24 protein-coding genes are annotated in these 26,676 nt (G+C 64.0%); 10 read left to right on the top strand and 14 right to left on the bottom strand.

Annotated features, from left to right (window positions below; translation table 11 throughout):
- Positions 1-3: 3 nt before the first annotated feature.
- On the bottom strand, positions 4-1,005 hold the full coding sequence (locus tag DLM85_RS14910) for a bifunctional heptose 7-phosphate kinase/heptose 1-phosphate adenyltransferase (RefSeq protein WP_111478905.1): 1,002 nt from the start codon (positions 1,003-1,005) through the stop codon (positions 4-6).
- Between the two features lie 267 nt (positions 1,006-1,272).
- Here DLM85_RS14910 and DLM85_RS14905 point away from each other — a divergent pair, with 267 nt between their 5' ends.
- The gene (locus DLM85_RS14905) at positions 1,273-1,542 is read left to right on the top strand and encodes a hypothetical protein (RefSeq protein ID WP_111478904.1); all 270 of its coding nucleotides are present in this window, start codon (positions 1,273-1,275) and stop codon (positions 1,540-1,542) included.
- Between the two features lie 90 nt (positions 1,543-1,632).
- Here DLM85_RS14905 and DLM85_RS14900 read toward each other — a convergent pair whose 3' ends face one another.
- From DLM85_RS14900 to DLM85_RS14875, 6 genes are all read right to left on the bottom strand, one after another.
- The gene (locus DLM85_RS14900; RefSeq protein ID WP_111478903.1) at positions 1,633-2,187 is read right to left on the bottom strand and encodes a YfiT family bacillithiol transferase; all 555 of its coding nucleotides are present in this window, start codon (positions 2,185-2,187) and stop codon (positions 1,633-1,635) included.
- An 87-nt stretch (positions 2,188-2,274) separates the two neighbouring features.
- A complete protein-coding gene (locus DLM85_RS14895) occupies positions 2,275-3,498 on the bottom strand; it encodes a pyridoxal phosphate-dependent aminotransferase (RefSeq protein ID WP_111478902.1) in 1,224 nt (407 codons plus the stop codon).
- 190 nt (positions 3,499-3,688) lie between these two features.
- A complete protein-coding gene (locus DLM85_RS14890) occupies positions 3,689-4,795 on the bottom strand; it encodes a lipase family protein (protein WP_111478901.1) in 1,107 nt (368 codons plus the stop codon).
- A 92-nt stretch (positions 4,796-4,887) separates the two neighbouring features.
- Positions 4,888-5,358: a hypothetical protein gene (locus DLM85_RS25785; RefSeq protein WP_133257075.1), complete on the bottom strand. Its 471-nt coding sequence runs from the start codon at positions 5,356-5,358 to the stop codon at positions 4,888-4,890.
- 73 nt (positions 5,359-5,431) lie between these two features.
- Complete coding sequence (locus tag DLM85_RS14880) at positions 5,432-7,423, bottom strand: glycosyltransferase family 2 protein (RefSeq protein WP_207891032.1); 1,992 nt, start codon at positions 7,421-7,423, stop codon at positions 5,432-5,434.
- Between the two features lie 309 nt (positions 7,424-7,732).
- Entirely contained in the window at positions 7,733-8,932 is a 1,200-nt protein-coding gene (locus DLM85_RS14875; protein WP_111478898.1) for an acetate/propionate family kinase, read from the bottom strand.
- 271 nt (positions 8,933-9,203) lie between these two features.
- Between DLM85_RS14875 and DLM85_RS14870 the strand changes: the two genes are divergently transcribed.
- Both DLM85_RS14870 and DLM85_RS25085 read left to right on the top strand, forming a co-directional pair.
- A complete protein-coding gene (locus tag DLM85_RS14870) occupies positions 9,204-9,773 on the top strand; it encodes a DUF4256 domain-containing protein (RefSeq protein ID WP_111478897.1) in 570 nt (189 codons plus the stop codon).
- A 236-nt stretch (positions 9,774-10,009) separates the two neighbouring features.
- A complete protein-coding gene (locus DLM85_RS25085; RefSeq protein WP_133257074.1) occupies positions 10,010-11,098 on the top strand; it encodes a hypothetical protein in 1,089 nt (362 codons plus the stop codon).
- 226 nt (positions 11,099-11,324) lie between these two features.
- Here the strand turns inward: DLM85_RS25085 and DLM85_RS14865 are convergent, their stop codons facing one another.
- Together DLM85_RS14865 and pta are read right to left on the bottom strand one after the other, a co-directional pair.
- On the bottom strand, positions 11,325-12,263 hold the full coding sequence (locus DLM85_RS14865; RefSeq protein WP_111478896.1) for a DUF808 domain-containing protein: 939 nt from the start codon (positions 12,261-12,263) through the stop codon (positions 11,325-11,327).
- 209 nt (positions 12,264-12,472) lie between these two features.
- Complete coding sequence (gene pta / locus DLM85_RS14860; RefSeq protein ID WP_111478895.1) at positions 12,473-14,566, bottom strand: phosphate acetyltransferase; 2,094 nt, start codon at positions 14,564-14,566, stop codon at positions 12,473-12,475.
- Positions 14,567-14,717: 151 nt separating this feature from the next.
- On the opposite strand from pta, the gene DLM85_RS14855 reads away from it, so the two are divergent.
- The gene (locus DLM85_RS14855) at positions 14,718-15,065 is read left to right on the top strand and encodes a hypothetical protein (protein ID WP_133257073.1); all 348 of its coding nucleotides are present in this window, start codon (positions 14,718-14,720) and stop codon (positions 15,063-15,065) included.
- A 175-nt stretch (positions 15,066-15,240) separates the two neighbouring features.
- Here DLM85_RS14855 and recR read toward each other — a convergent pair whose 3' ends face one another.
- Positions 15,241-15,855 carry a recombination mediator RecR gene (gene recR / locus DLM85_RS14850; protein ID WP_111478893.1) on the bottom strand — a complete coding sequence of 205 codons (615 nt, stop codon included), beginning with the start codon at positions 15,853-15,855 and terminating at the stop codon, positions 15,241-15,243.
- Between the two features lie 137 nt (positions 15,856-15,992).
- A complete protein-coding gene (locus DLM85_RS14845) occupies positions 15,993-16,274 on the bottom strand; it encodes an ATP-dependent Clp protease adaptor ClpS (RefSeq protein ID WP_111478892.1) in 282 nt (93 codons plus the stop codon).
- A 187-nt stretch (positions 16,275-16,461) separates the two neighbouring features.
- Here DLM85_RS14845 and DLM85_RS14840 point away from each other — a divergent pair, with 187 nt between their 5' ends.
- The 3 genes from DLM85_RS14840 (at position 16,462) to DLM85_RS14830 (ending at position 20,266) form a co-directional block, all read left to right on the top strand.
- Complete coding sequence (locus tag DLM85_RS14840; RefSeq protein WP_111478891.1) at positions 16,462-18,687, top strand: S9 family peptidase; 2,226 nt, start codon at positions 16,462-16,464, stop codon at positions 18,685-18,687.
- Between the two features lie 198 nt (positions 18,688-18,885).
- Positions 18,886-19,437, top strand: coding sequence for a hypothetical protein (locus tag DLM85_RS14835; RefSeq protein WP_111478890.1), 552 nt, complete (start codon positions 18,886-18,888; stop codon positions 19,435-19,437).
- A gap of 112 nt (positions 19,438-19,549) precedes the next feature.
- The gene (locus DLM85_RS14830) at positions 19,550-20,266 is read left to right on the top strand and encodes a hypothetical protein (protein ID WP_133257072.1); all 717 of its coding nucleotides are present in this window, start codon (positions 19,550-19,552) and stop codon (positions 20,264-20,266) included.
- 99 nt (positions 20,267-20,365) lie between these two features.
- On the opposite strand, the gene DLM85_RS14825 is transcribed toward DLM85_RS14830, so the two are convergent.
- Positions 20,366-21,031, bottom strand: coding sequence for a YceI family protein (locus DLM85_RS14825; protein WP_111479116.1), 666 nt, complete (start codon positions 21,029-21,031; stop codon positions 20,366-20,368).
- Positions 21,032-21,082: 51 nt separating this feature from the next.
- Entirely contained in the window at positions 21,083-21,532 is a 450-nt protein-coding gene (locus DLM85_RS14820; RefSeq protein WP_111478888.1) for a MarR family winged helix-turn-helix transcriptional regulator, read from the bottom strand.
- A gap of 166 nt (positions 21,533-21,698) precedes the next feature.
- Here DLM85_RS14820 and DLM85_RS14815 point away from each other — a divergent pair, with 166 nt between their 5' ends.
- Positions 21,699-22,283 (top strand): DUF6799 domain-containing protein, encoded by a 585-nt coding sequence (locus DLM85_RS14815; protein ID WP_111478887.1) that lies wholly within the window; start codon positions 21,699-21,701, stop codon positions 22,281-22,283.
- Positions 22,284-22,516: 233 nt separating this feature from the next.
- On the opposite strand, the gene DLM85_RS14810 is transcribed toward DLM85_RS14815, so the two are convergent.
- Positions 22,517-23,545: a dipeptide epimerase gene (locus tag DLM85_RS14810; RefSeq protein WP_111478886.1), complete on the bottom strand. Its 1,029-nt coding sequence runs from the start codon at positions 23,543-23,545 to the stop codon at positions 22,517-22,519.
- Positions 23,546-23,704: 159 nt separating this feature from the next.
- On the opposite strand from DLM85_RS14810, the gene DLM85_RS25780 reads away from it, so the two are divergent.
- Complete coding sequence (locus tag DLM85_RS25780; RefSeq protein ID WP_207891031.1) at positions 23,705-24,943, top strand: DUF6799 domain-containing protein; 1,239 nt, start codon at positions 23,705-23,707, stop codon at positions 24,941-24,943.
- Positions 24,944-25,043: 100 nt separating this feature from the next.
- Positions 25,044-26,477 carry a dicarboxylate/amino acid:cation symporter gene (locus DLM85_RS14800; RefSeq protein WP_111478885.1) on the top strand — a complete coding sequence of 478 codons (1,434 nt, stop codon included), beginning with the start codon at positions 25,044-25,046 and terminating at the stop codon, positions 26,475-26,477.
- Positions 26,478-26,676 lie beyond the last annotated feature (199 nt).

Raw genomic sequence — 26,676 nt, 5'->3', positions numbered from 1 at the left:
CTGCTACAGCACCCCAGCCGCTTCAGCTTCCTGCAGCAGCTGCGTCTTCTCGATGGGCACTACGCCGAGCTGCTCGCAGACCAGGCCGCCGCCGAGGTTGGCCAGGGCCGCCATGCTGGCCGGGGCCACGCCCAGGGCCACGCACAGCGCGGCAATGCTGATAACCGTGTCGCCGGCGCCGGATACGTCGGAAATGGCGCGCACGTGGGCGGGCAGGTAGACGGGGCCCTGCCCGGCGTCGCAGAACACGCCGCGCTCCGAGAGGGTCACCAGCACCATGTCGGGCTGCAGGTGGGCGCGCAGGGCCTGCACGGCGCGCTCCAGGCCGGCGGTGTCGGCGTCGGCGAAGTCGACTTTCAGGCCTTCGCGCAGCTCTTTCAGGTTGGGCTTGAACAGGGTGCAGCCGCGGTAGGCCAGGAAGTTGCGCTTCTTGGGGTCGACCACCGTGGGCACGCCCTGGGCCCGGGCCAGCTCGATGAAGCGGGCAATGCGCTCGGCGCCCAGCACACCCTTGTCGTAGTCCTCGAAGATGACCACGTCGGCGCGGCCCAGCAGCTGGGCGTAGGCCTCGGCGAGGGCCGCGTCCTCGGTGGCCGAGAGGTCGGTTTCCACTTCCGCGTCGATGCGCAGCAGCTGCTGGTCGTGGGCCAGGATGCGCTGCTTAACGGTGGTGGGGCGCTCGGCGCTGCGCACCAGGCCGTCGGCCGGGAGCTGCCGCTCGTGCAGCAGTTGCAGCAGCTGGTCGCCGCCCGCGTCGTCGCCGATGACGGCGCAGAGCAGCGGCCGGGCGCCCAGGGCCTGCACGTTCAGGGCCACGTTGGCGGCTCCGCCGAGGCGCTGCTCGGTGCGCGTCACGTTCACCACCGGCACCGGGGCCTCGGGCGAGAGGCGGGTGGCCCGGCCCCACACGTAGGCGTCCACCATCACGTCGCCCACGATGAGCACGGTCAGGTCGTTGAAGGCAGCAAAGAGGTCGGGGAGCGTGGCGGGCGAGGCAGCGGGCATCGGGGGCAATGGCAAATGAGGCCGCAAAGATAGACCGTGGACGGCAACGGATATGCCAACGAATGAAACCCGGCCGCCAGCCCGCACCCCCTCGCGTTTCGGAGCGGGCGCTACGCAGCGCCGGACCGCGGCGGCAGTAAAGACGCCGGCTGCTGGCATATCGACCGAAAGAACCGTACCTTCCCGGGCACGAATTTCCGTGCAGCCAAGTTGAGGGTAGAGAGGCACGCCACGACTTATCCTGACGCCTCCTTATCCGCTTTTTTCATGGACGAAGACCTCAAAACCAGCCTTGCCAACAACGCCAAGGCGTGGCTGGCCCTGTCACTCTCTATTTCCGACGCAGAAAAAGTGGCTTTCGACAAGATTCACGACGATTTTCTCTCCACTTACGGCCCGCAGTTCATGGTGAAAGTATACCGCAATATGGTGGACCGCATCCTGCGCCATAGCTCCAACGAAGAGCGGGAAAAGGTCATGGGCGCTTTCAAGGATGCCATGGACCAGGCCATCGACGGGCACCACGGCACGCACTAACCGCGCTGCCACTCGTAGAAAACGCCGTGCGCCGGCTCCCGAACGGGAGCCGGCGCACGGCGTTTCAGCCCATGCTGCACGGTCACTGACTTAGCGGGCCGCCAGCAGCTGCAGGTGGCCCAGGTGGTGGCGGCCGTGCCAGGCGTACTGCACCAGCGCCTGGTCGAGCGTGTAGACGCGCTCCAGCGTCGGGTGAAAGAAGGTGCGCTGCCAGTCGGCCGCGGTGAGGTGGTGCAGCAGCACCACCCAGCGGGCGTGCAGGTGCTCCAGCAGGCCCAATGACACGGTGACGGGCGTGGCGGCCACATCGGGCAGCGCTACCCAGGCCGTGGGGTTCCAGGCCGGAATGGTGGGATGGTCCTCGGTCAGGGCCAGGTGAAAGCGTAAGTAATTGTTCAGGTGCGCGTCGGCCAGGTGGTGCATGACCTGGCGGCCGTTCCAGCCGCCGGGGCGGTAGGGCTGTTCCAGGCGCACGCCGCCGGCGGCCTTGCCGGCTTCGCGCAGCTGGGCGGGCAGGTCGGCAATCTGCTGGATGTATTCATGGCGCTCAGCGGGCGTCAGCGGGCCCTCGGGCAGCTGCACGCGGCCGATGGGGTAACGCAGGTGCTCGTCGGCGGGGAGCGGAGCAACGGGAATCTGGCTCATGGGCGTAGTAAAAAATGCGCGGCAGTTTAAGCAAAAAGCCGCTTCCGACGGGTAGAAGCGGCTTTTATTGCCGATCAGCAGCCTGGCTTAGCGCAGCCGGGCCAGGCTTTCCTTCACCCGCCGAAAGGCTTCGGCCAGCTTCTCGTCGGCGGTGGCGGTGCTGAAGCGCAGGCACTGCGGCGCCCCGAACGCGGCCCCGTCGACGGCGGCCACGTGCGCGTCGTTGAGCAGGTACATGGCCAGGTCGTTGGCCGTGCCGATGGTGGCGCCGTCGGCAGTGGTCTTGCCGAAGTAGGCCGACACGTCGGGGAAGATGTAGAAGGCGCCGTCGGGCGTGGGCGTTTTGAAGCCGGGAATGTCCTTCACCAGGCCGAGCACCAGGTCGCGGCGGCGGCGGTAGGCGGCCACCATCTCATCGGCCGAACTGCGCCCGCCCTGCAGGGCGGCCAGGCCGGCGCGCTGGGTGATGGAGCAGGTGGCGGAGGTAATCTGGCTCTGCAGTTTCTCGCAGGCGGCGGCAATTTCGGGGCGCGCCGCCAGGTAGCCGATGCGCCAGCCCGTCATGGCGTAGCCCTTGGAAAAGCCGTTGACCGTCACCACCTGGTCTTTCACCGCGGCGAACTGCGCCAGGCTGGCGTGCTCGCCCACGAAGTTGATGTACTCATAAATCTCGTCGGCCACCACCAGCACCTGCGGGTGCCGGGCCAGCACTTCGGCAATGGCTCCCAGCTCCTCGCGCGACCACACGGCCCCGGTGGGGTTGCAGGGCGAGGAGTACATCACCAGCTTGGTGCGCGGCGTGATGGCGGCTTCCAACTGAGCGGCCGTGGCCTTGTAGTCGTTGTCGAGGGTGCCTTCCAGGCGGATGGTCACGCCCTCGGCCAGCTTCACCATTTCCTCGTAGCTCACCCAGAACGGCGAAAAGATGATGACTTCGTCGCCGGGATTCACCAGGGCCAGCACCGCGTTGGCCAGGGCCTGCTTGGCGCCGGTGCCCACCACGATGTTTTCGGGCTTGTAGTCGAGGTTGTTGTCGCGCTTGAGCTTGTCGCAGATGGCCTGGCGCAGCTCCGGAATGCCGGGCACCGGCGTGTAAAAGGTGAAGCCCTCGTCAATGGCCTGCTTGGCCGCGTCCTTGATGTACTGCGGCGTCTGAAAGTCCGGCTCGCCGAAGCTCAGGCTGATGACGTCGACGCCCTGGGCGGCCAGGGCCCGCGCCTTTTTGGCCATTTCAATAGTTTGCGGAGCTTCGAGGGCGTTGATGCGGTCGGAAATCAGCGCAAGGGCAGGCGTAGCGGCAGCGGTAGACATGGGACTGGGAAGGGTTGAGAGCGGGGTAAGCGGCAAAGGTACGCAGCGCCGGGGCCTCGCGTTAATTCCCAAGGCCGCCAGCCGGAGCCGGGGGCAGCACGCACCGGTTGCGCGCCGCCCGCAAAAAGGCCCGGCACGCGGGTGCCGGGCCTCCGGAGCTACTGTAAACCAATGCTTCGGGGCAGCAGGCTCAGGGCGCCGTCGGGGCTGCCGCGTACACGGCCTTGGCCTTGGTAATGCGGGGCGCCAGCGCGGCCACGATGGCGTCGGTGTTCTGCCAGAAAATGCTGGCGTAGTGCGAGGCCGTGTGCTGGTAGGAAGCCTGCGCAAACCAGTCGTCGAAGGTGTTATCCGTCCAGGCCGCGGCCAGCGGGTAGGGTGCGTAAGTTACCGCGGTGGCCACGTAGGGGTCGATGAGGTCGATGTCGGCGTCGGCTTTCAGCGTGTCGGCCACGCCCTGCAGCAGGTCGGCCAGCGTCACATCGAGGTGGGAAATGGCCGTGGCCAGCGGGCTGGGCTGGAACATATTCTCCAGCGACTCCACCGCGGCCACCACCGGGAAGCGCGGGATGATGTCGTTGTTCATCTCGTAGTGGTAAGCCTTGCCGGCCGGGTACTTGCTCTGCAGATCGGTCACGAAGTCCTGGTTGCCGGCTGCCGGCGCGGCAAAGCTGAACACATAAGCGTCGGCCGTGGGGCACTGCTGGGCGAAGTAGGAGGCGTATACGTTGGCCACGTTGCCGCCCAGGCTGTGCCCGGTGATGTACACCGGGTAATTGTTAGCCACGGCGTTGTCCTGCAGGTATTGCAGCGCCGATTGACCGGTGTTGCCGAAGTAGTTGGTGGCCGAGCTGATGTTGTTGAACGCGTCCATGGTGCCGCTGGCAATGTAGGCCTCGCCGCTGCTGACGTAGGGCCATTTGCTCTGCGTGTACACCCGGAAGTCCTCCAGCAGCCAGTTGGCAATGATGCCCCAGTCGATAACCGTGTGCCCGTCGACCACGAAGGGCAGGGAGCCGCGCACGGCCAGGAAGAACTGGTTGTCGGGCGACTGCACGATGTAGGCGTAGTTGTCGTCGTAGGTGTTGGTCGACGACCAGACCACCTTGCAGGTCGGGAAGATGCTCTGCACCGCGGCCTCGATGTTAAGCTGCCCGCTGGCGTTGGGCTCGTTCGGGTTGTCGACGTAGGCTATCATGCAGAAGATAGCCGCGGGCGGCAGCATGGGGTTGGGCGGGGTGATTTGCGGGGCCGCGCTGCTGAGGGCCGAAGCCGGAAAAGCGGGAGAAGTTGCCACGGAGCGAAGGGGTTAAAGCGTTGAGGATAGGCCAAATGTCCGCCTCCGCGCGCGTCCGCAACAGGGTAATTCTACGTGCTTTCGGGCAGCAGCTAAAGCTGGTCGCGCAGATACAGGAACTTGCCCCGCTTGTCTTGTAGGTCAAACCCCGTCCGCGTGTGGGTGCTCAAGTACCTACCATCCCCATAATTGCGGTAATTCGTATCGATGATAAGCACCAAGTCACTGCTATCGGGTGCGTAATCAGCGTACCACGCCCCGATAATGCGCAGCTTGCTAAGCGTGTCAATTGCCGTCAGCATACGCTTATAGCGCATCTCCCCCAGGTACTCGCTGGGGTTGCACTGTGCGGCGCTATCGTAGCGGCCGTCGAAGGCGCAATTCCGAAAGGCTAGGTAAGGAACTCGGAAATAGCCCAGCCTGATGTCCGGAGCCTTGGCATGGATAGTTGCGTCACAGGCCAGCAAGGTGTCGCGGGCCTGCCCAATGCTGGCGAGCTGGGTGTCGGTATATGGTATAGTGTCCGTTGGCCCGGCCGATCTAAGCCCGCAAGCGGTCAACACTGTGCAGATTACAATGGGTAGATACCTCATCCTAAAGAATTGTATAACGCAGGCATTACCGCCATCCTAGCCCCTACTCCCGCCCCAGCCCGCGCAGGTTTTGCAGCACCAGGCGCAGGTCGTCGGCGGGGGTGTAGTCGCGGGCGTAGAGCAGCTCCAGGCGGCGGCGGGTGGCCTCGGTGAGCGGCAGCGCGCCCTCGGGCTCGGCGTGGTCGGCGGGCGAGAGGACGGCGCGGGCCTGGCCCTTGCGCGGGGCGGAGTAGCGCAGGCCCACCCAGGTGCGGCGCCCGGCCAGCACGCGCAGCACGTTGCGCAGGTAGCCGCCGGCCTGGCGCTGCAGGCCTAGCAGCAGCGGGGCGCCCAGCAGCAGGCCCAGGCTGAGCAGCACGTCGACCAGGCGCTTGGCGCGGCGCTGCTGGGGCTTGTAGAGGTTCAGCTCGATGTCGAGGGCGTAGTAGTCGCCGGGCGAATCCTTCGAGGAGGAGCCGATGATGTACTGGCTGTCCTCGGGCAGAATCTTGAAAGCCACGTTCGGGTGCGTTTGCTGCAGCTGCACCATGCGGCCCATGATCTGGCCCGCCGAGAGGTCCTTGCCGCAGAAAATCAGCTCGTCCAGCGCGTAGATGCGCAGCACCTCGTCGAGCTGACGCAGGGAGCCGAGCAGGTCCTCGGGCGCGTCGGCGGCGGCCGCGTCGGCGGTGGGGCTCACGAAGCCGATGATGCGGGCCTGCACGCTGGCGGCTTCGAGCAGGTGGCGCACCCGGCGGCTTTCGGCCTCCGAACCCACAATGGCAATGTTTTTCTGCCGCCGCTCCGAAATGCGCAGGTCGCGGTACTGGATGAAGTGCTGCACCAGCCGCCGGCCCACCATGGCCGCCACCGCCCAGGTGCCGCCGAGCACGATGAGGGCCTTGGAGAAGCGCCAGGCGTCGAGGAAGTTGGAGGCGGCCGAAATAACGACGGTGCCAAAAAACACCCCGCGCACGATGCGCGAAGACTTGGTGGGCTCGTCGTAGGCCCCGCTGAGGTAGCTACTGCCCAGCCACAGCCCGATGTAGGCCGGCACGGCCACCAGCATGTACTGCGACGGGTAGGGCGTGGGCACGTACTTGTGGTTGTCTTCCCAGTACTCTTTCAGAAAGTACATGCCCACGAAGATGATCAGCGCGTCGAGCAGGATGGGCCAGGCCGAGTCCCAGAAGCGCCGCGCAATGGCCACCCCGGCGCGCAGCCAGATGGCCATGTTGATCAGCAGCGAAAACATGCCCGCCCGCTGCGGCGCGAAGTGCTTGCGGGCGAAAATGACCATGGCGCGGTAGAACACGAACACGTAGTTCACCGACGTGCGCTTGGTGCTTTCGCCCTTGTAGTGGATGATGCGGGTGCCGGGGTAGTAGTAGTTCTTCCAGCCGCCCCGCGTGAGCCGGTACGAGAGGTCGATGTCCTCGCCGTACATGAAATAATCCTCGTCGAGCAGCCCGACCTGGTCCAGCGCCTGCTTGCGCATCAGCATGAAGGCCCCGCTGAGCACTTCGATCTGGTGGGTCTGGTCCTTGTCGAGGAAGCCGAGGTGGTAGCGGCCGAAGCGCCGGGACTTCGGAAACACGGCCGCCAGTCCGAATACCTTGTAGAAGGCCACCCAGGGCGTGGGCAGGCCGCGCTTGCTCTCGGGCAGAAACTTGCCCTGCCCGTCGAGCATCTTCACGCCCAGGCCCCCGCAGTCGGGGTGCGCGTCCATAAACTCGCAGCAGCGCAGGAAGGTGTCTTCCTCCACCACCGTATCGGGGTTGAGCAGCAGCTGGTATTCGCCTTTGGCCACGCGCAGGGCCTGGTTGTTGGCCCTGGAGAAGCCCGGGTTGTCCTTGTTTTCGATGAGGATGACCTCAGGGAAGCGCTGCCGCACCATGCTCACCGAGCGGTCCACCGAGTTGTTGTCGACCACGAACACCTCCACCGGCTGCCCGAGCTTGTCCACCGCGCGCCGCACCGACAGCAGCGTCTGCTCCAGAAAGTAGCAGACGTTGTAGTTGACAATGACGACGGAAAGCTTGACGGGGGCGGGCACGGGCGGGTGAGGCGGGCAACGGGCCGCGAAAGTTACGCAGAGTTGCGGCTTGTCGGGTTCAGGCAGCCGGGAGTCAAGCAGCGGCTCACCGGCCGTCATTGCGAGCGAAGCGAAGCAATCCTTGTTCTCGCGGCACGACGGTTCAACTGGCAGCGCCCGAAACTGGCAACTGCAGGTTCGGGCGCCGCTGTTTTCAGGCGGTGCAGATTTCGGTTTGTATGTATTGGGGCGGCGGTGCTACTGGAGGAAGGATTGCTTCGCTTCGCTCGCAATGACGGCCGACAAACCGGCTTTTGACTTCCTACAACCCTACCCCAGCAGCGTGGCGCACTGCCGGGCTATTTCCAGTTCCTCGTTGGTCGGCACCACCAGCACCTTCACTGCCGCGCCCGCCGGACTGATTTCGCGCAGCTCCCGGCTGCGGACGGTGTTGCGCGCTTCGTCGACCTGCACGCCCAGGAATTCCAGCCCGGCGCAGGCCAGGCGGCGCACAGCGGCATCATTCTCCCCTACGCCAGCCGTGAAGACCACCGCGTCGAGGCCGCCGAGCACGGCGGCGTAGGCCCCGAGGTATTTCTTGATGCGGTAGGCGTATAGGGCCAGGGCCAGGGTGGCTTCCGGGTCGCCGGCGGCTACGGCGGCGCCCACGTCGCGCATGTCGCTGTGGCCGGTGAGGCCGAGCATGCCGCTCTGCTTGTTGAGCAGGGCGCTGACCTCGTCTACCGAGTAGCCGAGCTGGCCGGTGAGGTAGAAGATGACCGACGGGTCCAGGTCGCCGGAGCGGGTGCCCATCACCAGGCCGCTGAGCGGACCGAAGCCCATGCTGGTATCGAGGCAGCGGCCGGCATGCACGGCGGCCATGCTGCAGCCGTTGCCCAGGTGCACGGTGACGAGCCGGGCATCCGGCTTGTGCAGATACGCGGCGACCTGCCCGGCCACGTACTGGTGGCTGGTGCCGTGAAAGCCGTAGACGCGGATGCCCTGCTCGTGGTAGAGCGCGGCGGGCAGGGCGTAGCGGAAGGCGTACTCGGGCAGGGTCTGGTGGAAAGCGGTGTCGAACACAGCCACCTGCCGGGCCGCGGGAAACAGCTCTTCGCAGACTTCGATGCCGAGGTAGTTGGCCGGGTTGTGCAGCGGCGCCAGGGCAAACAGCGCCTTGATTTCGGCCTTCACCGCCGCATCAATGAGCGTGGTGGCCGCGAATTTCTCCCCGCCGTGCACCACCCGGTGCCCGATGACGCCAATATCGGCCGGTTCCTGAATGACGCCGGTTCCGGCCGCCGTCAGCAGGCCCACTACCTCGCGCAGGCCGGCGGCGTGGTCGGGCAGCGCCAGGGTGCGCTGCTGCCGCTGCGGCTCCGCGTCGGCCCCGAACACGGTGTGGGTGATGACGGAATCGGGCAGGCCGAGGCGCTCCACGAGGCCCGCGCAGACGGGCTGCTCGGCGGGCCAGCGGAAGAGCTGGTACTTGATGGACGAGCTGCCGGAGTTGACGACGAAGATGTTCATGAAATAGAGCTTGCGGCGCGGGGCCCGGCGGCGGGCAGGTGCGCGGGGAGGCAGTAGTTACGCGGCAAAGTACGCCAGGGTCGTCGGCTGGCCGCGCGGCCCCGGTTGCGGCCTGGTAGTATGGCCGCCTCTCCACTACCTTGCGCGACCTGCCGCCCGGGCATTGCCGGCCCGGGCAAGTATGGTAACATCCGGCCGGGCGACCGGGCCGCAATGGCGGCGGCAACGCCCATCGGCCGCCTACCCCCACCGCTGCAAACAGCTCTACACCATGGCCCAGGGCAACAAGAAAGAACTATCGGCGGCGCAGCGGGAGGAGCTGCTCCGCGTACTGCGGGCCCGTTTCGCGCAGAATCCGGCCCGCCACCCGGACCTGGCCTGGGGCCCCGTTCAGGCCCGGCTGGAAGCGAATCCCGCCAAGCTCTGGGCGCTGGATGAAATGGAAATAACCGGCGGCGAACCGGACGTAGTCGGCCAAGATGACGCGACGGGCGAGTACGTTTTCGTGGACTGCGCGGCCGAAAGCCCCAAAGGCCGCCGCAGCCTGTGCTACGACCTAGAAGGCTGGGAAGCAAGAAAGGAACACCGGCCCGCACACAACGCCGTCGACATGGCCGCGGCCATGGGCATCGAGTTGCTGACCGAGCAGCAGTACCGGGAGCTGCAGCAGCTCGGCACCTTCGACGCCAAAACGTCCAGCTGGCTGCAGACGCCCGCCGCCATCCGCCAGCTCGGCGGCGCGCTCTTCGCCGATTACCGCTACGGCACCGTCTTCGTGTACCACAACAGCGCCCCCTCCTACTACGCCGCCCGGGGTTTCCGCGGCGCGCTCCGGGTGTGAGGCGGGGCGGAACCGTGCTGTCGCAAGCGCTGAATTCCGTCGGATGGCTGGCGGGGCAACGCCGGAGACGAAGGCTGAACCGGAGTCTTGGATGGCAGCATAGCTAGTTAAACAGCAGTGGCTTATCGCGGGGCAGCCAGAGTCAGCCCCCGGCATATATCTTCGCTCTAAACATATTTTATTTAAGATTTTGCATGACTACTTTTACAAAGGATTCCCATCAACCCATAGCCCCCATGAAGAAGATACTGATTGTACTATTGGCAGTATGTTGTACATCTCTTCAATCATGTGATGATGATGACAACAAGCAGGTGGAAGTTGCTGATACTAATATTGAGGGGCTTTTCTTGGGCGTGGTAGGGTTCAATAATGACGTTTATGTAACTGGCATCAGCAACAATATAACGGCAACCAATACTGCCATAGACAAATTAGAAAACAATGTAGACCAAACTGCATTATGCTACGGAATTAGCAAAGGCATCGAGCAGTTGACGCAATTTAATTCCAGTCAAGCGCTGGACCAGGCATTTATCGTGGCATTTACTGATGGCTACGACAACTATTCCGGAAGATATTTTCCTTCCGTAGGCCAAGGAGCCGTTGTCACGCATACTCAAACGCTTTTGAGAAATGCTTCAATCTCCGGAAAGCCAATCAAAACTTATACGATTGGCCTCGCTGGAGCTGGCACACTTGTGGACAGCGACTTAAATTCTTTGGCTGTAAATGGCCAGTATTTAAGAGCTACTTCAAGCACATTACAAAATACTTTCCAGTCAATAGCCAAATCATTAATATCAACTGCCTCCAATATTTCCATTCTCACATCCAACACTGCCATCAACGCTAATGACCCTAAATACCTTCAAATAACTTTTAACACCTACGCAGATCCGGCCTTCAATGGCGCCATGACCCCTTACACTATATATGCGCAATTTATTAATCCGGGAGGTACTGCACCCGGATTCAGAGTTACCAGTCCAAAAGTAAACCATATAAGCTTTATTGGTGACACTGGAGCATTGATTACTGGTTCGATACAAGGGTCTAAGTACGTTGTACCGCTTGCAAATTTATCTATCAACTCACCGAGCAGCGGACAGAACCTGTTTATAAAGGATGTTGTTGTTGCCAATAAATTTGGAACGAGGCCCTACACCGTAGATGTGGAAGACTCTGAGGCCAAAAAGGCTATTGACAAAAATGTAGCCGTGGTGCTGGTTTTGGACTGCAGCACATCTTTAGGAACAGACTTCACACCCATGAAGAGATATTCAAAAGAATTCATACAAACGCTTGTTGACAGCAAAAAATAGCCCCGCTTATCAACAACGATATCAGTTATTGGCAGACTATCTTCACATAATATAACACAGTATTTGATTCAAATAAAATCAAAGCTGTGCTGCACTTATCACAAATTCTCTAACGGGTGCCATGCGCACTTCAGTTTGCGTCCGGCTAACCGATGCCGTTTGGGCGGACGCGGGCTGAAGCGCGCATGGCACCTACACTCGTGAGCCCGCTGGCCAGCCCGGGGTGTTACGCTGCCTGGGCCTTGCTTTTGCCCGGCCACAGCTTCTTCCCCAATCCCACGACTTTCTCGACCACAAAGCCCACCGCCAGCCCGAAAATGGCGCAGGCCAGGGCTTTGGCCAGCCAGGCCAGGACCGGCACGTCGGCCAGGGCGAGTTCCAGCTCGTGTAGCCAATGGGCGGTAAGAGGAATGCCGTGGGCGATGATTTCGGCCCCTACCCAGAGCATGGCGGCCGTGCCGACGTAGCTCAGAATCCGCAGAAAATGCGGCATGAACTTGACGATACCGCGGCCCACTTTCTGGGTAGCCGGGTTCTTGTTTTCCTGGGCCAGGTGCATGCCGATGTCGTCCATCTTCACAATCAGGCCCACGAAGCCGTACACCCCCACGGTAATGACCACCGCCACGGCCAGCATAACCATGATTTGGTTGACGATGGGCTGGCCGGTTACCTGGCTGTAGGCAATGGCCATGATTTCGGCCGACAGGATAATATCCGTGCGCACGGCCCCGGCCACCCGCTGCTGCTCCAGCTCCTCCGGCGTAATGGTTGCCAGCGCCTCGCTTTCGGCCGGTGCCTCGGGGTGCTTGCTGAACATCGAGTGGACTTTTTCATAGCCCTCGAAGCACAAATACGCCCCGCCCATCATCAGGATGGGCGTAATGGCCCAGGGGGCGAAGTAGCCGAGCAGCAGGGCCGCCGGACTCAGGATCAGCAGCTTGTTGATCAGGGACTTCTTGGCAATCTGGAAGATGATGGATAGCTCCCGGCTGGGGTCCAGGCCCACCACGTACTTGGGCGTCACGGCCGTATCGTCGATGACAATGCCGGACACCTTGCCGGTGGTTTTGGCCACCTGCGCGGGCACGTCGTCGAGGCTGGCGGCACTGACTTTCACCAGCGCTGAAATATCATCCAGTAAAGCAAAAAATCCGGAGGCCATAAGGGGTATTTAGGTGGAGCTTCAGCAAGAGGACCGGCGGCCGGCAGTTGTTCCGGGCGCCTGGCGGCGGGAAACACTGCGCGTACCGACTGCCACCGCAACACACGGCGCTGCGCCCTGCCTATACGGCGCCCGTAATCAAGCGGCCGGCCGCAGCCCCACGGCGAAGCTGCCGCGCCGCCCTCCCGCGCCCGCCCAACGCCCCGGCTCTACGCCTGCTGGCTCTGAATGGCGGTGATAACCACCGTGTTGAACACGTCGTCGACGGTGCAGCCGCGGCTCAGGTCGTTGACGGGTTTGTTCAGGCCCTGCAGCACCGGGCCGATGGCCAGGGCCCCGGTTTCGCGCTGCACGGCTTTATAGGTGTTGTTGCCGGTATTCAGATCGGGGAAGATGAGTACGCTGGCCTGCCCGGCCACGGCCGAATCGGGCAGCTTCTGCCGGCCCACGATGGGGTCGACGGCGGCGTCGTACTGAATGGGGCCTTCCACCGGCAAGTCGGGGCGGAGCTGGCGCACCAGCTCGGTGGCGCGGCGCACCTTGTCGACCTCGGCGCCCTCGCCCGACGTGCCCGAGGAGTACGAGAGCATGGCCACCCGCGGCGCCACCCCGAAGCGCTGGGCACTTTCGGCCGAGGAAATGGCAATTTCGGCCAGCTGCTCGGCCGTGGGGTTGGGATTCACGGCGCAGTCGCCGAACACGGCTACGCGGTCGGGCAGGCACATGAAGAACACCGACGACACCAGCGAGATGCCCGGCTTGGTTTTGATGAACTGCAGGGCCGGCCGGATGGTGTGCTGGGTGGTGTGCACCGCCCCCGACACCATGCCGTCGGCGTGGCCCTTCTGCACCATCATCGAGCCGAAGTACGACACGTCGCGCATCAGGTCGCGGGCCATGTCCTCGTTGACGCCCTTGCTTTTGCGCAGCTCGTAGAAGGTCTGCACGTAGTCCTCGTAGTACTCCGAATGCACCGGGTCGATGACGCGTAGATGGCCCAGCGGCAGGTTCAGGCCCAGGCGCTTGGCCGAAGCGGCCACTTCCGCGGGGTTGCCGAGGATGGTCAAATCCACCACGTCCTGCTGCAAGAGCTGGGCGGCGGCGCGCAGAATCCGGTCGTCGTTGCCCTCGGGCAGCACGATGTGGCGGCGCTGCTGCTTGGCCCACTGCAGCAGCCGATACTGAAACATGTGCGGCGTGATGCCCTCCGACTGGTAGGTGGCCAGCTGCCGGTCCAGGGCCGGCACGTCGACGTAGCGCTCAAATGTGCGGATGGCCAGCTGCACCTTCTTGGGGTTGTCGGCCGAGAGGCGCGACTTGACGGCCGCCAGCCGGGCGCTGGTTTCGAAGGTGCCCGTCTTGACGGCCAGAATGGGCATCACCCCTTGCAGGCCGCGCAGCAGGCGCAAAATCGGCTCTTCGGGCTGCCAGCCGGCCGTCAGCACCACGCCGGCCACCTTGGGGTAGCTGGCCGACATATTGGCCTGCACCGCGCAGATGACGATGTCGCCCCGGTCGCCGGGCGTGACGATGGCCACGTTGGGCTTGAGGTAGTTCAGAAAGTTGGGCACCTGCATGGCCCCGGTCACGAAGTTGTCGACCTGGTTGCCGAGCAGCTCCTCGCCGAAGAGCAGCGTGCCGCCCAGCGCCTCGTGCAGCTCCCGCATAGTGGGGTTCAGCAAAGCCTTGTCCTCGGGAATTACCGACAGCCCGACCTCGGCCGGCAGCTGAGCGCGCAACAGCTGCTGCACGTCGGCCACCTGGGCGGGCGGCACCTTGTTGGCCACCACCGTGAGCACCGGCACCTCGCGCGCCTCGAAGCCGCGCAGGGCCGTGAGCGTGCTGCTGATGATCTGGGCCGTGGTTTTGGCCTCGCCCGACACCACCAGCAACACCGGTTCGCCCAGGTTTTTGGCAATGGTCACGTTCAGCTCAAACTCGAAGGCGGTGCCGTGGCCCACGAAGTCGGTGCCCTCCACCACGATAAAGTCGTGCTGCTCCTCCAGCTGCTTGTAGCGGCGAATGATGGTGTCGAGCATTTCGCCCTGCCCCTCGGTTTCGATCAGGCGCAGCACCTCCGGGCCGGTGTAGGCGAAGGTGTCCTCGTAGGCTGTGGGCAGCTGAAAGTAGCGCAGCACGGTGTCGATGTGCGGGTCGCGCCGGCCTTCCCCGCCCGCGCTGATGACGGGCTTGAAGTAGCCCACGCGCTGGGCCTTGCTGAGCAGCATGTTCACCAGGCCCAGCGTGATGAGAGACTTGCCGCTGTAGGGCTCGGCGGAAGCAATAAAGACGGTTTTGGTCATGCCGGGAGTGGTTCGAAGGGCGTTAGCAGAACAACCGCGGAGGGCGGGTTTCGGCTTTAACTACGGAAGATTTAGCGTGCTTGCCGACTGCAGCTGAACGCCGGAGCCATCTTTCGCGCCGCAAAAGTCTCTTATCTTCACGGGTAGCTCCATGACAAACGTCACGTTGACAGCGGAAGTCATTTTTCACCCAGAGCCGTGGCTGCGCTTTCCCATCCGCCAGCCGCTACGCCTGTCGTTGTGGCCGGCCGCCAAAGCCCATTCGGTCCCCGCCGAATTTCAGATTCAGGAGCCTGTGCAGGCCGGCACGGCCTACGTGCTCCAGATTGAAACCCTGCTGGCGCCTGTCCTGGAAGACCTGATGCAGCCCGGCGCGGCCATCTTGTTTGGCACCCCGCCCACGCGAATTGCCGGCGAAGGGCGCATTCTGAGCATCGAGCCCAAAGTGCCTGGCCCGGCCGTGTGGGTGTCGCCCAAAACGCTGAACGGCCCCATTTGAGCAGACGGGACTCAAGACGCACTACCCCAAAAACCGCCCCGCCCGAAACTGCGCAATGACAGTTTCGGGCGGGGCGGTTTTGGGGTCAGCTCGTTGGCCAGCCCTGATTGGCTACGCCATCCGGCGGTTGCTTCGCTTCACTCGCAATGCCTACAGAGTGCGGCCGTTGCTGGGGCTAGCGCGCCTGCCGCTGGCGCTCCACGATGGAGCGGCCCAGAGTAATTTCGTCGGCGTACTCCAGCTCGCCGCCCACCGGGATGCCGCGGGCAATGCTGCTGATGTGCACCTCGGGCGTTTCGCGCAGGCGGCGGGTGAGGTAGAAAGCGGTGGTATCGCCCTCCATCGTGGGGCTGATGGCCAGGATGATTTCCTTCACCTCCGAGCCCTCGGTTTGCACGCGCGTCAGCAGGGAGTCGATGTGCAGGTCGGCCGGGCCGATACCCTCGATGGGCGAGATGACGCCGCCGAGCACGTGGTACACGCCCTGGTACTGCCCGGTGTTTTCGATGGCAATAACGTCGCGGATGTCCGACACGACGCAGACGGTGCTGTGGTCGCGCAGCTTGTTGGCGCAGATGCCGCATTCCTCCGTGTCGGAGATGTTGTGGCAGCTCTGGCAGTAGCGAATGTCGAAGCGCATCTTGGCCAGTGCCTCGGCCAGGGAGCTGGTGGTATCGGTATCGGCCTTGAGCAGGTGCAGGGCCAGGCGCAGGGCCGTTTTGCGGCCGATGCCCGGCAGCTTGGCCAGCTCGCCCACGGCGTTTTCGATGAGTTTGGAGGGAAATTCCATTCAGTCTATACAGATGTCATCCTGAGCAAAACCAAGGACCTTACGCCGTCGAAACAGCATACGTCAGATAACAATTATCTGGCGTGATAAGGTCCTTCGCTACGCTCAGGATGACCGAAGTTTTCGTCGAAAAAACGCTACACCACGTCGGCCGAAATGCCGCGGTCGTGGATGGCGGTGCACAGGGGCTCCAGCTCCTCGTAGGTGCCCATTTTGACGGCGCACTGCCCCTTGTAGTGGATCAGCAGGGTGCACTGCTCGGCTTGCATGGGCTCGTGCTGGCACACGTCGATGAGCGTCTGGATGACGTGGTCAAAGGTGTTGATGTCGTCGTTGTAGACGACAAGGTCGCGCAGGTCGGTGGTTTCCTCCAGCAGCAGAACGTCCTCGTCGTGTGCAATCTGCGGGTTGGTATTCATGGTGGTAAAGGTAAGAATTCGGGCGCTAGGTTGGTGTCTCGCAAAAAGCACCCCTTAACAGCGGCCGCGGCCGGATAGTTGCCCGCGCCCCCGGGAATTTGTAGCGGGGCGGGTCTGTTGATTCCGCCGTAAATTCCCGGCCCAAACCGCCTGCCTTCCCCTCCCCTTCCCCCCTTTGCTTTTGTCTATGTCCCTGACGTTCCGGCGCCTCGCGCTGCCCGCCCTGCTGCTGACCCTGACTGCGACCCCCACCGCCCTGCGCGCCCAGCAGCAGCTGCTTTCCGTGGAAGACGCCTTCCGCAACCCGGCCCTGCAGCCCGCCAACCTCAAGCAGCTGACCTGGATTCCGGGCTCGAAAGACGAATTCAGCTACGTGCGCACCGAGAACGGGCAGGACGAGCTGGTGCGCGGCCGCGCCGCCGGCGGGCCCCTGCAGCCGGTGGTGAGCATGGCCAACCTCTACCAAGCCCTGCAGGCCGCGGGCGCCCCCACCCTGAAAGCCAATGCGTTTCCGCAGGTGCAGTGGACCGGCCCCGACGCCTTTCTGGTAACGATGCCCAGCCGGGAGGTATTCCGCTACGCGGTGACCGAGGGCAAGGCCACGAAGCTGCTGGGCTACCAGGCCGGCGCCGACAACGTGGACTTCGACCCGACGAAAACCCGCGTGGCCTACACCAAGGAGCAAAATCTGTACGTGAGCGTGCCGGGCAAGGAAAACGTGGCCGTGACCTCGGAAGCCAACCCGGCCATTGTGAACGGGCAGGCGGCGCACCGCTCGGAATTCGGCATCACCAAGGGCACGTTCTGGAGCCCCCGGGGTGCAAAGCTGGCCTACTACCGCATGGACCAGACCATGGTGACGGACTACCCGCTGGTGTCGGTGGCGCCGACGCCCGCCCAGGCCGAGCCCATCAAGTACCCCATGGCCGGCGACAAAAGCCACGAAGTAACCGTGGGCGTGTACGACGTGGCTTCGGGCAAGACGGTGTTTTTGCAGACCGGCGAGCCGAAGGAACAGTACCTGACCAACATCAGCTGGAGCCCGGACGAGAAGAGCATCTACGTGGCCGTGCTCAACCGCGACCAGAACCACATGTGGCTGCGCCAGTACGACGCCGCGACGGGCGCGCTGGTCAAGACCCTGTTCGAGGAAACCGATACCGAGTTCGTGGAGCCGCTGCACCAGTTGAGCTTCGTGCCCGGCCACGCCGACCAGTTCGTGTACCAGAGCGAGCGGGACGGCTACAACCACCTGTATCTGTATAATACTTCGGGCAAGCTGCTGCGCCAGCTCACCAGCGGCCCCTGGCTGGTCACGGACCTGCTGGGCTTCGATGAGAAGGGTAAAACCGTCTACTACGCCAGCAACCAGGACGGCACCATTCAGCGCGGCCTGTACGCGGTGAGCCTGGGCGGCGGCAAGCCGAAAAAGCTGACCGCGGCGGCCGGCACCCACGCGGGCGTGCTCAGCCCCTCAGGCGAGGCCCTGCTCGACAGCTACAGCAGCCTGAGCACGCCGCGCACCATTTCGGTGGTGGGCACCAAGGATGGCAAAATGCGTCAGCAGCTGCTCAACGCGCCCAACCCCATCAGCAGCTACCGCCTGGGCCAGACCAAGCTGCAGATCCTCAAGGCCGCCGACGGGCAGACCGACCTGTACGCCCGCATCATCACCCCGCCCGGCTTCGACCCGAGCAAGAAGTACCCGGCCGTTATCTACGTCTACGGCGGCCCGCACGTGCAGCTCGTCACCGACAGCTGGCTGGGCGGTGGCAACCTGTGGATGCAGATGATGGCCGAAAAGGGCTACGTGGTGTTTACCGTCGACTCGCGCGGCTCCGGCAACCGCGGGCTGCCCTTCGAGCAGGCCACCTTCCGCCAGCTCGGCACCCAGGAGCTGGCCGACCAGCTCAAGGGCGTGGACTACCTCAAAAGCCTGCCCTACGTGGACGCCCAGCGCATCGGGGTGCACGGCTGGAGCTACGGCGGCTTCATGACCACCACCATGCTCACCCGCGCCCCCGAGGGCACCTTCAAAGTCGGCGTCGCCGGCGGGCCGGTTATCGACTGGCGCATGTACGAGGTGATGTACACGGAGCGCTACATGGACACCCCGCAGCAAAACCCCGAGGGCTACCAGAAGGCCAACCTGCTCGGCTACGTGCAGAACCTGAAGGCCCCGCTGCTGATGATTCACGGCACCGTCGACGACGTGGTGGTGTGGCAGCACAGCCTCGACTACCTCAAGAATGCCGTGGATAAGGGCGTGCAGCTCGACTATTTCGTGTACCCGGGCCACCCGCACAACGTGGGCGGCAAAGACCGCGTGCACCTCTACACCAAGATTACCAACTACCTCGATCAGTACCTGAAGCCCGAAGCGCCGGCCGCCGGCGCCAGCAACGGGCAGTAGGGGCCTCCCCCCCCGGCCCCCTCTCCCAAAGAGAGGGGGAGCCAGCCATCAGCAACGATTTCGTTCAACGACGCGGGGCTGCTCCGCTCGCGCTGCGCAGCCCCGCCCGTTCTTTTTTCCTTTCAGCACAAACGCCTGCGCCGCCTCAGCTCCCCGTCTCCCCTTGGAGAGGGGGCCGGGGGTGAGGCCCTTTCGAATATGCCCGCTCCCTCCGCCGATTTCAAGCGCGCCCTGCGCCAGCTCACCGACAAGGAAAAGGAAGACCTGCTGCTCAAAGCCGTGCGCCGCGACGCGGAGCTCTACGACCTGGTGCGCTACGAAATTCTGCCCGACGTGGACCTGCGCACGGTGCAGGACGAGCACGCCGAGCGCATTGCCGAGCTGCTGCAGAAAGCCAACGGCCGGGTGATGAGCCGCGCCCTGGCCCGCGCCCTGGGCAAAGCCGCCAAGGAAGTGGCCCGCGCCAAGCGCATCACCAAGGACAAGCGCCTGGAAGTCGAGTTGAACATGTACGTGCTGCGCCTGGTGCTCGACGAGTACCAGAGCTACTTCGACGGCTACTTCCACCTGTTCTACGTGGCCACGGTGCGCTTCGTGCTGCGCACGGCCAAGCTCATTCCGAAGCTGCACGAGGACCTCTGGCTGGAATACCAGGACGAGTTCAACGACGTGCTGCGCACCCTGCGCGCCCACGACAAGCACCGGCAGCTGCGCTACCCGCTGCCCACCGAGCTGGAGCTGCCCGCCTAGGCAGCTCTTTTTTTGCCCCGGGCGCTGGTTGGTTTACTGATGGGCGGCGGTATCTTTGAAAGTTCAATGTTTGTTCATTCCTCTTTCATCCCCACCGTTTAACCGCTTCTTTATGCGTTTGACCGCTACGCACTTGGCCGCTGGCACCCTGGCACTGGCTCTCAGCAGCTGCGCCGGTAGCTACCACCAGATTCGCCCGGCCAACTTCACCCGCTACCAATCCATGGGCCCGGCCGGCACCCCGGTCGAGTTCAGCTACCAGTTCAGCGCCCTGCAGATGGCCGGCGGCAACCGCAAGTACATCAAGAAGGAACGCAAGCGCGGCTACCAGACCGTGGTCGTGCGCGTGAAAAACAACACCGCGGCCGACCTCAACTTCTCGCGCGACTTGGAGCTGTTCTTCGGCGACCGGCCCACCATGCCGGTGCCCGCCATTCAGGCCGCCAACGACCTGAAGCAGGGCGTGGCCATCTACGTGCTCTACTTCCTCGGCATCGGCCAGATCGGGGGCACCACCGACCCCTACACCGGCCAGACCACCGGCGGCACCCTCTTTCCCTGGGGCCCGCTGGTGGGCGCCGGCAACATGATCGGGGCGGCCAGCGCCAACTCCAACATGCGCAAGGAATTCGTCACCAACGAAATGACCAACAAGGTGATTCGCCCCGGCGAAACGGTGTACGGCATCATCAGCCTGCGCGAGATGAACGTGGCCCCGCTGCGCCTGCAGCTGCGCGCCGCCGCCGCCGCTGCCCCGGCGCCCACCGCCGCGCCGGCCGCTCCCGCCCCGGCGGCCCCGGCTACCGCCCCCGCCTCGGACGGCCGCTAAGCCAGCCGCCCAAAAGCAGCAAACGGCCCCTTCACCGCAGTGGTAAAGGGGCCGTTTGCTGCTTTTGGTCCGGTTAGGAACAAAGGACGTCAGCTACCGCTATTGCTTGGCAATGACGTTGAAGTTCAGCGTGAAGTTGTCTTCGATGGCTTTGTCGGCGGCGGCGCCGAACAGGGTCGAGCCGTACTTCACGTCGTACTTGGTGCGGTCGATGGTTGCCACGCCCACGGCCGAGGCCACGCCGTCTTTCACGCCCACTTTGGCCGGGAAGGTCACGGGGTTGGTCTTGCCCTTGATGGTGAGGTTACCGGTTACCTGGGCGTTGTTGCCGACGGCATCCGTGACGGGCTTGATGCTGGTGATGACGAAGGTGGCCGTCGGGTTTTTGTCCACAGCGAAGAAGTCGTCGTTCTTCAGGTGGCCCACCAGCTTGCCGTTCCACTCGGCGTCCTTCAGGTCGTCCACCTTGATGGAGTTCATGTCGAAGGTGAAGGTGCCGCCCACAATCTGGTTGCCTTTCACCAGTACCGAGCCGTCTTTCACGGCTACCGAGCCGTTGTGCTGGCCGCCTACTTTCTTGCCCACCCAGCCGAGGGTGCTCAGCTGGGGCTGCACGGCGTAGGAGTTGCTGTTTTTGGCAGCTTTGGCCGCTTTGGCGGGCGTAGCGGCTTTGGCGCTAACGGCGGCAGTGGCTTTTTGCTGGGCCTGAGCCGGAGCAGCAAACAGGGCACCGGCAACGAGCAGAGGCAGGATGATTTTTTTCATGGTCTTCAAACGGTGAGAGAGTCTGGGGTTGGGTTAACTGAAAAGTAGCCGTCAGTCGCGGATTTTATCGAGCAGGTCGCTCAGCTGAGCGGCTTCTTCGTCGGTGAGGTTGTGCAGGCCCTGGCTTTGGCCGTCGGCCAGGCTTTCGGTCTGGCGCAGCAGCTCCAGGCCGGCTTCGGTGATGCGGATATCCACGGCGCGGCGGTTGCTGGGACAGATCTGCCGCGTGACCAGCTGCTTAGCCTCCAGCTTGTCCACGATGCGCGAGGCGTTGCTGGTTTTGTCCAGCATCCGCTCGATGAGCAGGTTCACGGTGGCCGGCTTGGGGTGCTGCCCGCGCAGGATGCGCAGCACGTTGTACTGGGGCAGCGTCAGGCCGTGGGGCTTGAAGGCCGCGGCCAGGCGCTGCTGCAGCCAGCCCGCCGTAAACACCACGTTCAAGTGGGCTTTCTGGTAGACGTTTTTAAAGGCGCGCTGCTGGATTTCGTCTTCGAGCTTCATGGCAGAACCGAATGGCGTTGCAAATATATGTACATACATTATATGTCGCAACATTGGTTCCCAACTTTTTTTGAAAAAGCCCGGTGGCCTACCCGCGCCCGGCTTCCTGCGTATGCAGAGGCGCGCTTTACCAACAACCACACCACAATTTCCCAACCGCCCCGCCATGAAACCGTTTGCCCCCGCCTTGGTTTTGCTCACCGCCCTGCTGGCGGCCCCCACCGCCCACGCCCAGTCGCCGAAAACCCCGCCCGCTGACCGCGTAGACCTGCAGAACGGCGACCAGTTTGTGATGCAGAACGGGGCCGTGGTGCGCCGCCGCAACGGCCAGACCAGCGGCCTGAGCCAGAACGTGCGCCTGCCCAACGGCACCAAGGTGAACGTGAAGAGCGGCATCGTGGAGCTGCCCACCGGCAAGATGATTACCCTGAAGGAAGGCGACTACGTGGCGGCCGACGGCGGCGTGATGTTTGCCACGCCGCAGAGCGCGGCCGCCTCGCGCGGCGAAACGGCCTCGCCCGACGCCAAGTTCGGCGAGGTGGTGGACCGCAGCCCCGCCCCCACCGCCGCCGCCGACGTGGATGCCCGCCTCGGCGGCCTGAACCGCCGCGTGGAGCTGATGGCCCAGAAGATTCAGCTGCTGAATCAGAAAATCAGCCTGCTCAGCCAGGGAAACCCCAAAGCCCCCGACACCAGCCAGCTCGACGGCCAGATCAAAGCCCTGGACGAGCAGCTGCGGGCGGTGAAGTAAAAGGCCAAAGTCCCGCAGAACGTCATTCCGAGCGCCGAGGAAGCTCGCGTGTTTAACCGGCTGTGAGTAAACTTCTCGTTGAACGGGAAGCATGCTATCCGGCATCAGCACGCGAGCTGCTTCGCCTGGCTCGGAATGAGGTTCGGGTTTAGTCGTTCAGCGAAGCACGCGAGAGTCCTCGGCTGCGCTCGGAATGACGTTCTACCAGTTACAAGATTCCCCAGCGGTTAGCATCAATCCAGCACCGGCACCTGCGGCTGCGGCATCAGCCGGCCGCCTTCCTCGTGCACCACGCCGAACGGCTCGTCGCGCACGATGAGCAGGCCGTCCAGGTCGCAGATTTCGCAGAGGCCGCTGACCTGCAGGGCCGACCAGATGCCCAGCGAGGTTTCGACCATGCAGCCGACCATGGTGCGCAGGCCGTGGGCCCGGGCTTCGTTGAGCAGACGAATGCCGTTGAGGTAGCCGCCGGCCTTCATCAGCTTCATGTTCAGCACGTGAAACTGCCGGGCAATGTCGTGGAAGTCGGCCGCGTCGGTCACCGATTCGTCGGCAATGAGCGGCCAGGGGCTGCGCGGGCGCAGGTAGCGGTAGTCGGCGGCGCAGGCGGCCGGCAGGGGCTGCTCCAGCAGCTGTACGCTGAGGCCGGGCAGCTGCTGCACCTGCTCCATGAAACCCAGCAGCGCGTCGGCGTCGGTCCAGGCCTCGTTGCCGTCGACGAGCACCGGGCGGCCGGGCAGCAGCCGGGCTACTTCGGCCAGCAGGTCCACGCCCAGCTCCTGATTCACTTTCACCTTCAGCAGCGGAAAGCGGGCCAGGCCGTGCCGCTCGATAAACCCGGCCACCTCCCCGGGCGCCATAATGGGCAGGGTGAAAGCGGTGCCCACGGCCGGCAGCGGCGCGGGCACGCCCAGCAGCTGCGGCACCGACTGCCCCCGCCGCTGCGCCAGGTAGTGTACGTAGGCCGACTCGAGGGCGAAGCGCAGCGCGTGGGCCGGCTGCCGGGCTTCGAGCAGGGCGGTGAGGTCCGTCAGGTCCTGCACCTGGGCCAGCCCGGCCTGCTGCAGCGCCTCGAACTCCGTCAGCAGCCCGGCCGGCGACTCGCCGTAGCGCACGTTGGGAGCGGCTTCGCCCCAGCCGGACGTGCCCCCCGCGTCGCCCACGCGCACGAGCAGGTTGGTTTTGGCGTCGGAGGCGTTGCGGGAAATTTTCCAGGTGAAGCGGAGCGGCAACTCCAGCGGGCGGATTGACCAGTGCAGCATGAACGGGGGAACGTAAGGCGGCCGAAGATGGGCAGAAATTCGCTCCGGACAGTGGCGACGGACTTTGGGCCAGAAAATCAGTCGGTTGGTATAAATTCTATTTTATAGAATAATATTTACAATTACCTTGCATCACTGTTCCAAATCCTCCTATTGCACATGAAAAACTTCTTACTTCTCTGCCTACTCTGGGTGCTGCTCTTGCCCGGTCGGCTGCTGGCCCAATCGACCGGGGCAGCGGGGTTCACCTCCTGGTTTGCGGTGAAAGACAACGCCTTGGTGGTACAGACCAACACCAAAACCACGCCGCTGACCAAGAGCGTGGTGCTCATCAACGGCACCCGCCTCGATTACCAGTCGCGCACGGCTATGCTGCCCGGCGGCCAGAAAGTGGTGCTGCGCGAAGGCGACACCGTGACGCTGTACGGCGAAGTGCACCAAGCCAAGGAAACGCCCACGGCCACGGCGGCCCCGGTGACGCCCGCACCGGCGCCCGCACCCGCTCCGGCGGCCCCGGCTACGGCCGTGGCCTCGACGGCGCCGATGCCGGCCGCTCCGGCCGTTAAGCCCGCCCCCGTCAATGCGACGCCGGCCAGCTTTACCTTCCGGCCCGCGGCGCCGGTCAATGGCAAGCTGCGCGGCGTGGTGGAGCTGGGTGCCAGCGGCTTCAACTCCTTTATCGTGCGCATCGACGCCGACAAAAACTGGAAGCTGGAGAAGTCGGAGTTCGGCAACAGCCTGGTGATGGAAAACCTGGCCACCGAGGACGACATCCGCAAGGGCCTCAAAACCTACATCGGCAAGATGCTGGACTACGGCGTGGGCGGCCGCGACATTCACTTCGTGGTCAGCTCCGGCGCCGTGGCGGCCGCGGGCACCCAGAAAATCATCAAGGCGCTGCGGGCCATGAACTACGTGGTGCTGACCGTGACGCCGGAGCGCGAAGCCGCCCTGGGCCTGCGCGCCGCCCTGCCCGCCGCCTACGCCGACAAGGCTTTCCTGGTCGACATGGGCTCGGGCAACACCAAGCTCGCCTGGCTGGAAACCGGCATGGTGCAGACGGCCGACACCTACGGCTCGAAGTACTACCAGAAAAACGCCGACCCGGCCGCCGTGGCCGCCGACGTGCAGAGCAAGGCGGCCCAGGTGCCGGCCGAGGAGCGCGCCACCTGCTTTATCATCGGCGGGGTGCCCTACGAGCTGGCCAAGCCCCACCGCCAGGGCACGGAGCGCTACACCGTGCTGCAAGCCCCGGCCGCCTATGCCGCGCTGGAGGGCGCCAAGGCCCAGGCCGGCGTCAACATCTACCAGGCGCTGGCCAAAGCCACCGGCTGCCAGCAGTTCGTGTTCGACTGGGACGCCAACTTCACCATCGGCTACTTGCTCACGCTGCCCTAGCCCGCGTTTTTCGCCGCCGTTGGGCTCTGCCCCAATCGGCTATCTTTGCCGGACGCTGCCCCCTTCCCACCGGGCAGCGTCCGTCCTTTTTACCTGCTTTATGAAGCTTACCCGTTTTGCCGTGCCGGCCCTGGCCCTGTTGCTCGTGGCCGCGCTGCTGACTGCCCTCTCCCACTACGGCGTGCTGGCCCTGCCGCCCGCGGTGCCGCTGGCCGCGCGCTGGCTGGCCTTGCTCGCCATGGTCGTCTGGGCCGTGCAGCGCCGCTCCCTCACCTTCTGGATTGTGGTGAGCATGCTCGTCGGGGCCGAAGCCGGGGCCGATTTCCCGCAGGGCGCGCAGAACCTGAAAGTGCTGTCCGACGTGTTCCTGCGCCTGGTCAAGACCATCATTGCCCCGCTGGTATTCGCCACGCTGGTGGTGGGCATTGCCGGCCACGCCGACCTGAAAAAGGTGGGCCGCATGGGCGTCAAGGCCTTGGTGTACTTTGAAATCGTCACCACGTTTGCCCTCTTCATCGGGCTGGCCGCCATCAACCTCACGCAGGCCGGCCGCCTCGACCCGGCGGTGCTGGCCGCTGCCCGCGCCGGCAACACCACCAACGACGCCATTGCCACCGCGCCCAAGCAGTCGGCGGCCGACATCATCACCCACATCTTCCCCGAAAACATTGCCAAATCGGTGGCCGAGGGACAGGTGCTGCAGGTGGTGGTTTTCGCCATCATCTTCGCCATCGGCCTGGCCATGGTGCCTGAAAAGCACCGCCGGCCCATGCTGGAGTGGTCGGAAAGCCTGTCGGAGGTGATGTTCAAGTTCACCAACGTGGTCATGTTCTTCGCCCCGCTGGGCGTGGGCGGCGCCATTGCCTACACCGTGGGCAAGATGGGCTTCGCCCCGCTGCTGAACGCGCTGCAGCTGCTGCTCACGCTCTACGGCGCGCTCATTGCCTTCCTCGTGCTGATTCTGCTGCCGGTGGCGCTCATTGCCCGCATTCCGCTCAAGCGCTTCGTGCAGGCCATTGCCGAGCCGGTGAGCATTGCCTTTGCCACCACGTCCTCGGAGGCGGCGCTGCCCCGGGCCATGGAGGCGATGGAAAGCATCGGGGTGCCGCGCCGGGTGGTGGCCTTCGTAATGCCCACGGGCTACTCCTTCAACCTCGACGGCACCACGCTCTACCTTTCGCTGGCGGCCATTTTCGTGGCCCAGGCCGCGGGCGTGCCCCTGAGCTTCGGCGAACAGCTGGTGATGGTATTCACCCTGATGCTCACTTCCAAGGGCGTGGCCGGCGTGCCCCGCGCCTCCCTGGTAATTCTGCTGGCCACGGTGGCCTCGTTCAACCTGCCGCCCTGGCCGGTGTTCATCATCCTGGGCATCGACGCGCTGATGGACATGGCCCGCACGGCCGTCAACGTTATCGGCAACTGCCTGGCCTCGGCCGTCATTGCCCGCTGGGAAGGCGAGTTTGTCGACAACTACCACGGCCATCCGGTCGACGAGCTGTTCGAGGAAACCCAGCCCGCTGGTCAGCTGCACTAGCGCCCCGGCAAACCCGTTTCAGGTGCCAACGCCCGGACCGACTGAGTCGGTCCGGGCGTTGGTCGTTTTGGTGGCTTCGTGTCGCCCTCCACCATCCGCCGATGCACGAATACCAAAATCGTGAAATTTTTTCTATTTAAAACATACAATTTATTATAAACTAAATTACATTTGCTTCTACCTGATCCTCCGCTCCGGA

This window comes from Hymenobacter edaphi, assembly GCF_003258365.1.
GTDB classification, from domain to species: domain Bacteria; phylum Bacteroidota; class Bacteroidia; order Cytophagales; family Hymenobacteraceae; genus Solirubrum; species Solirubrum edaphi.
This window is presented reverse-complemented; position numbering and strand designations above follow the sequence as displayed.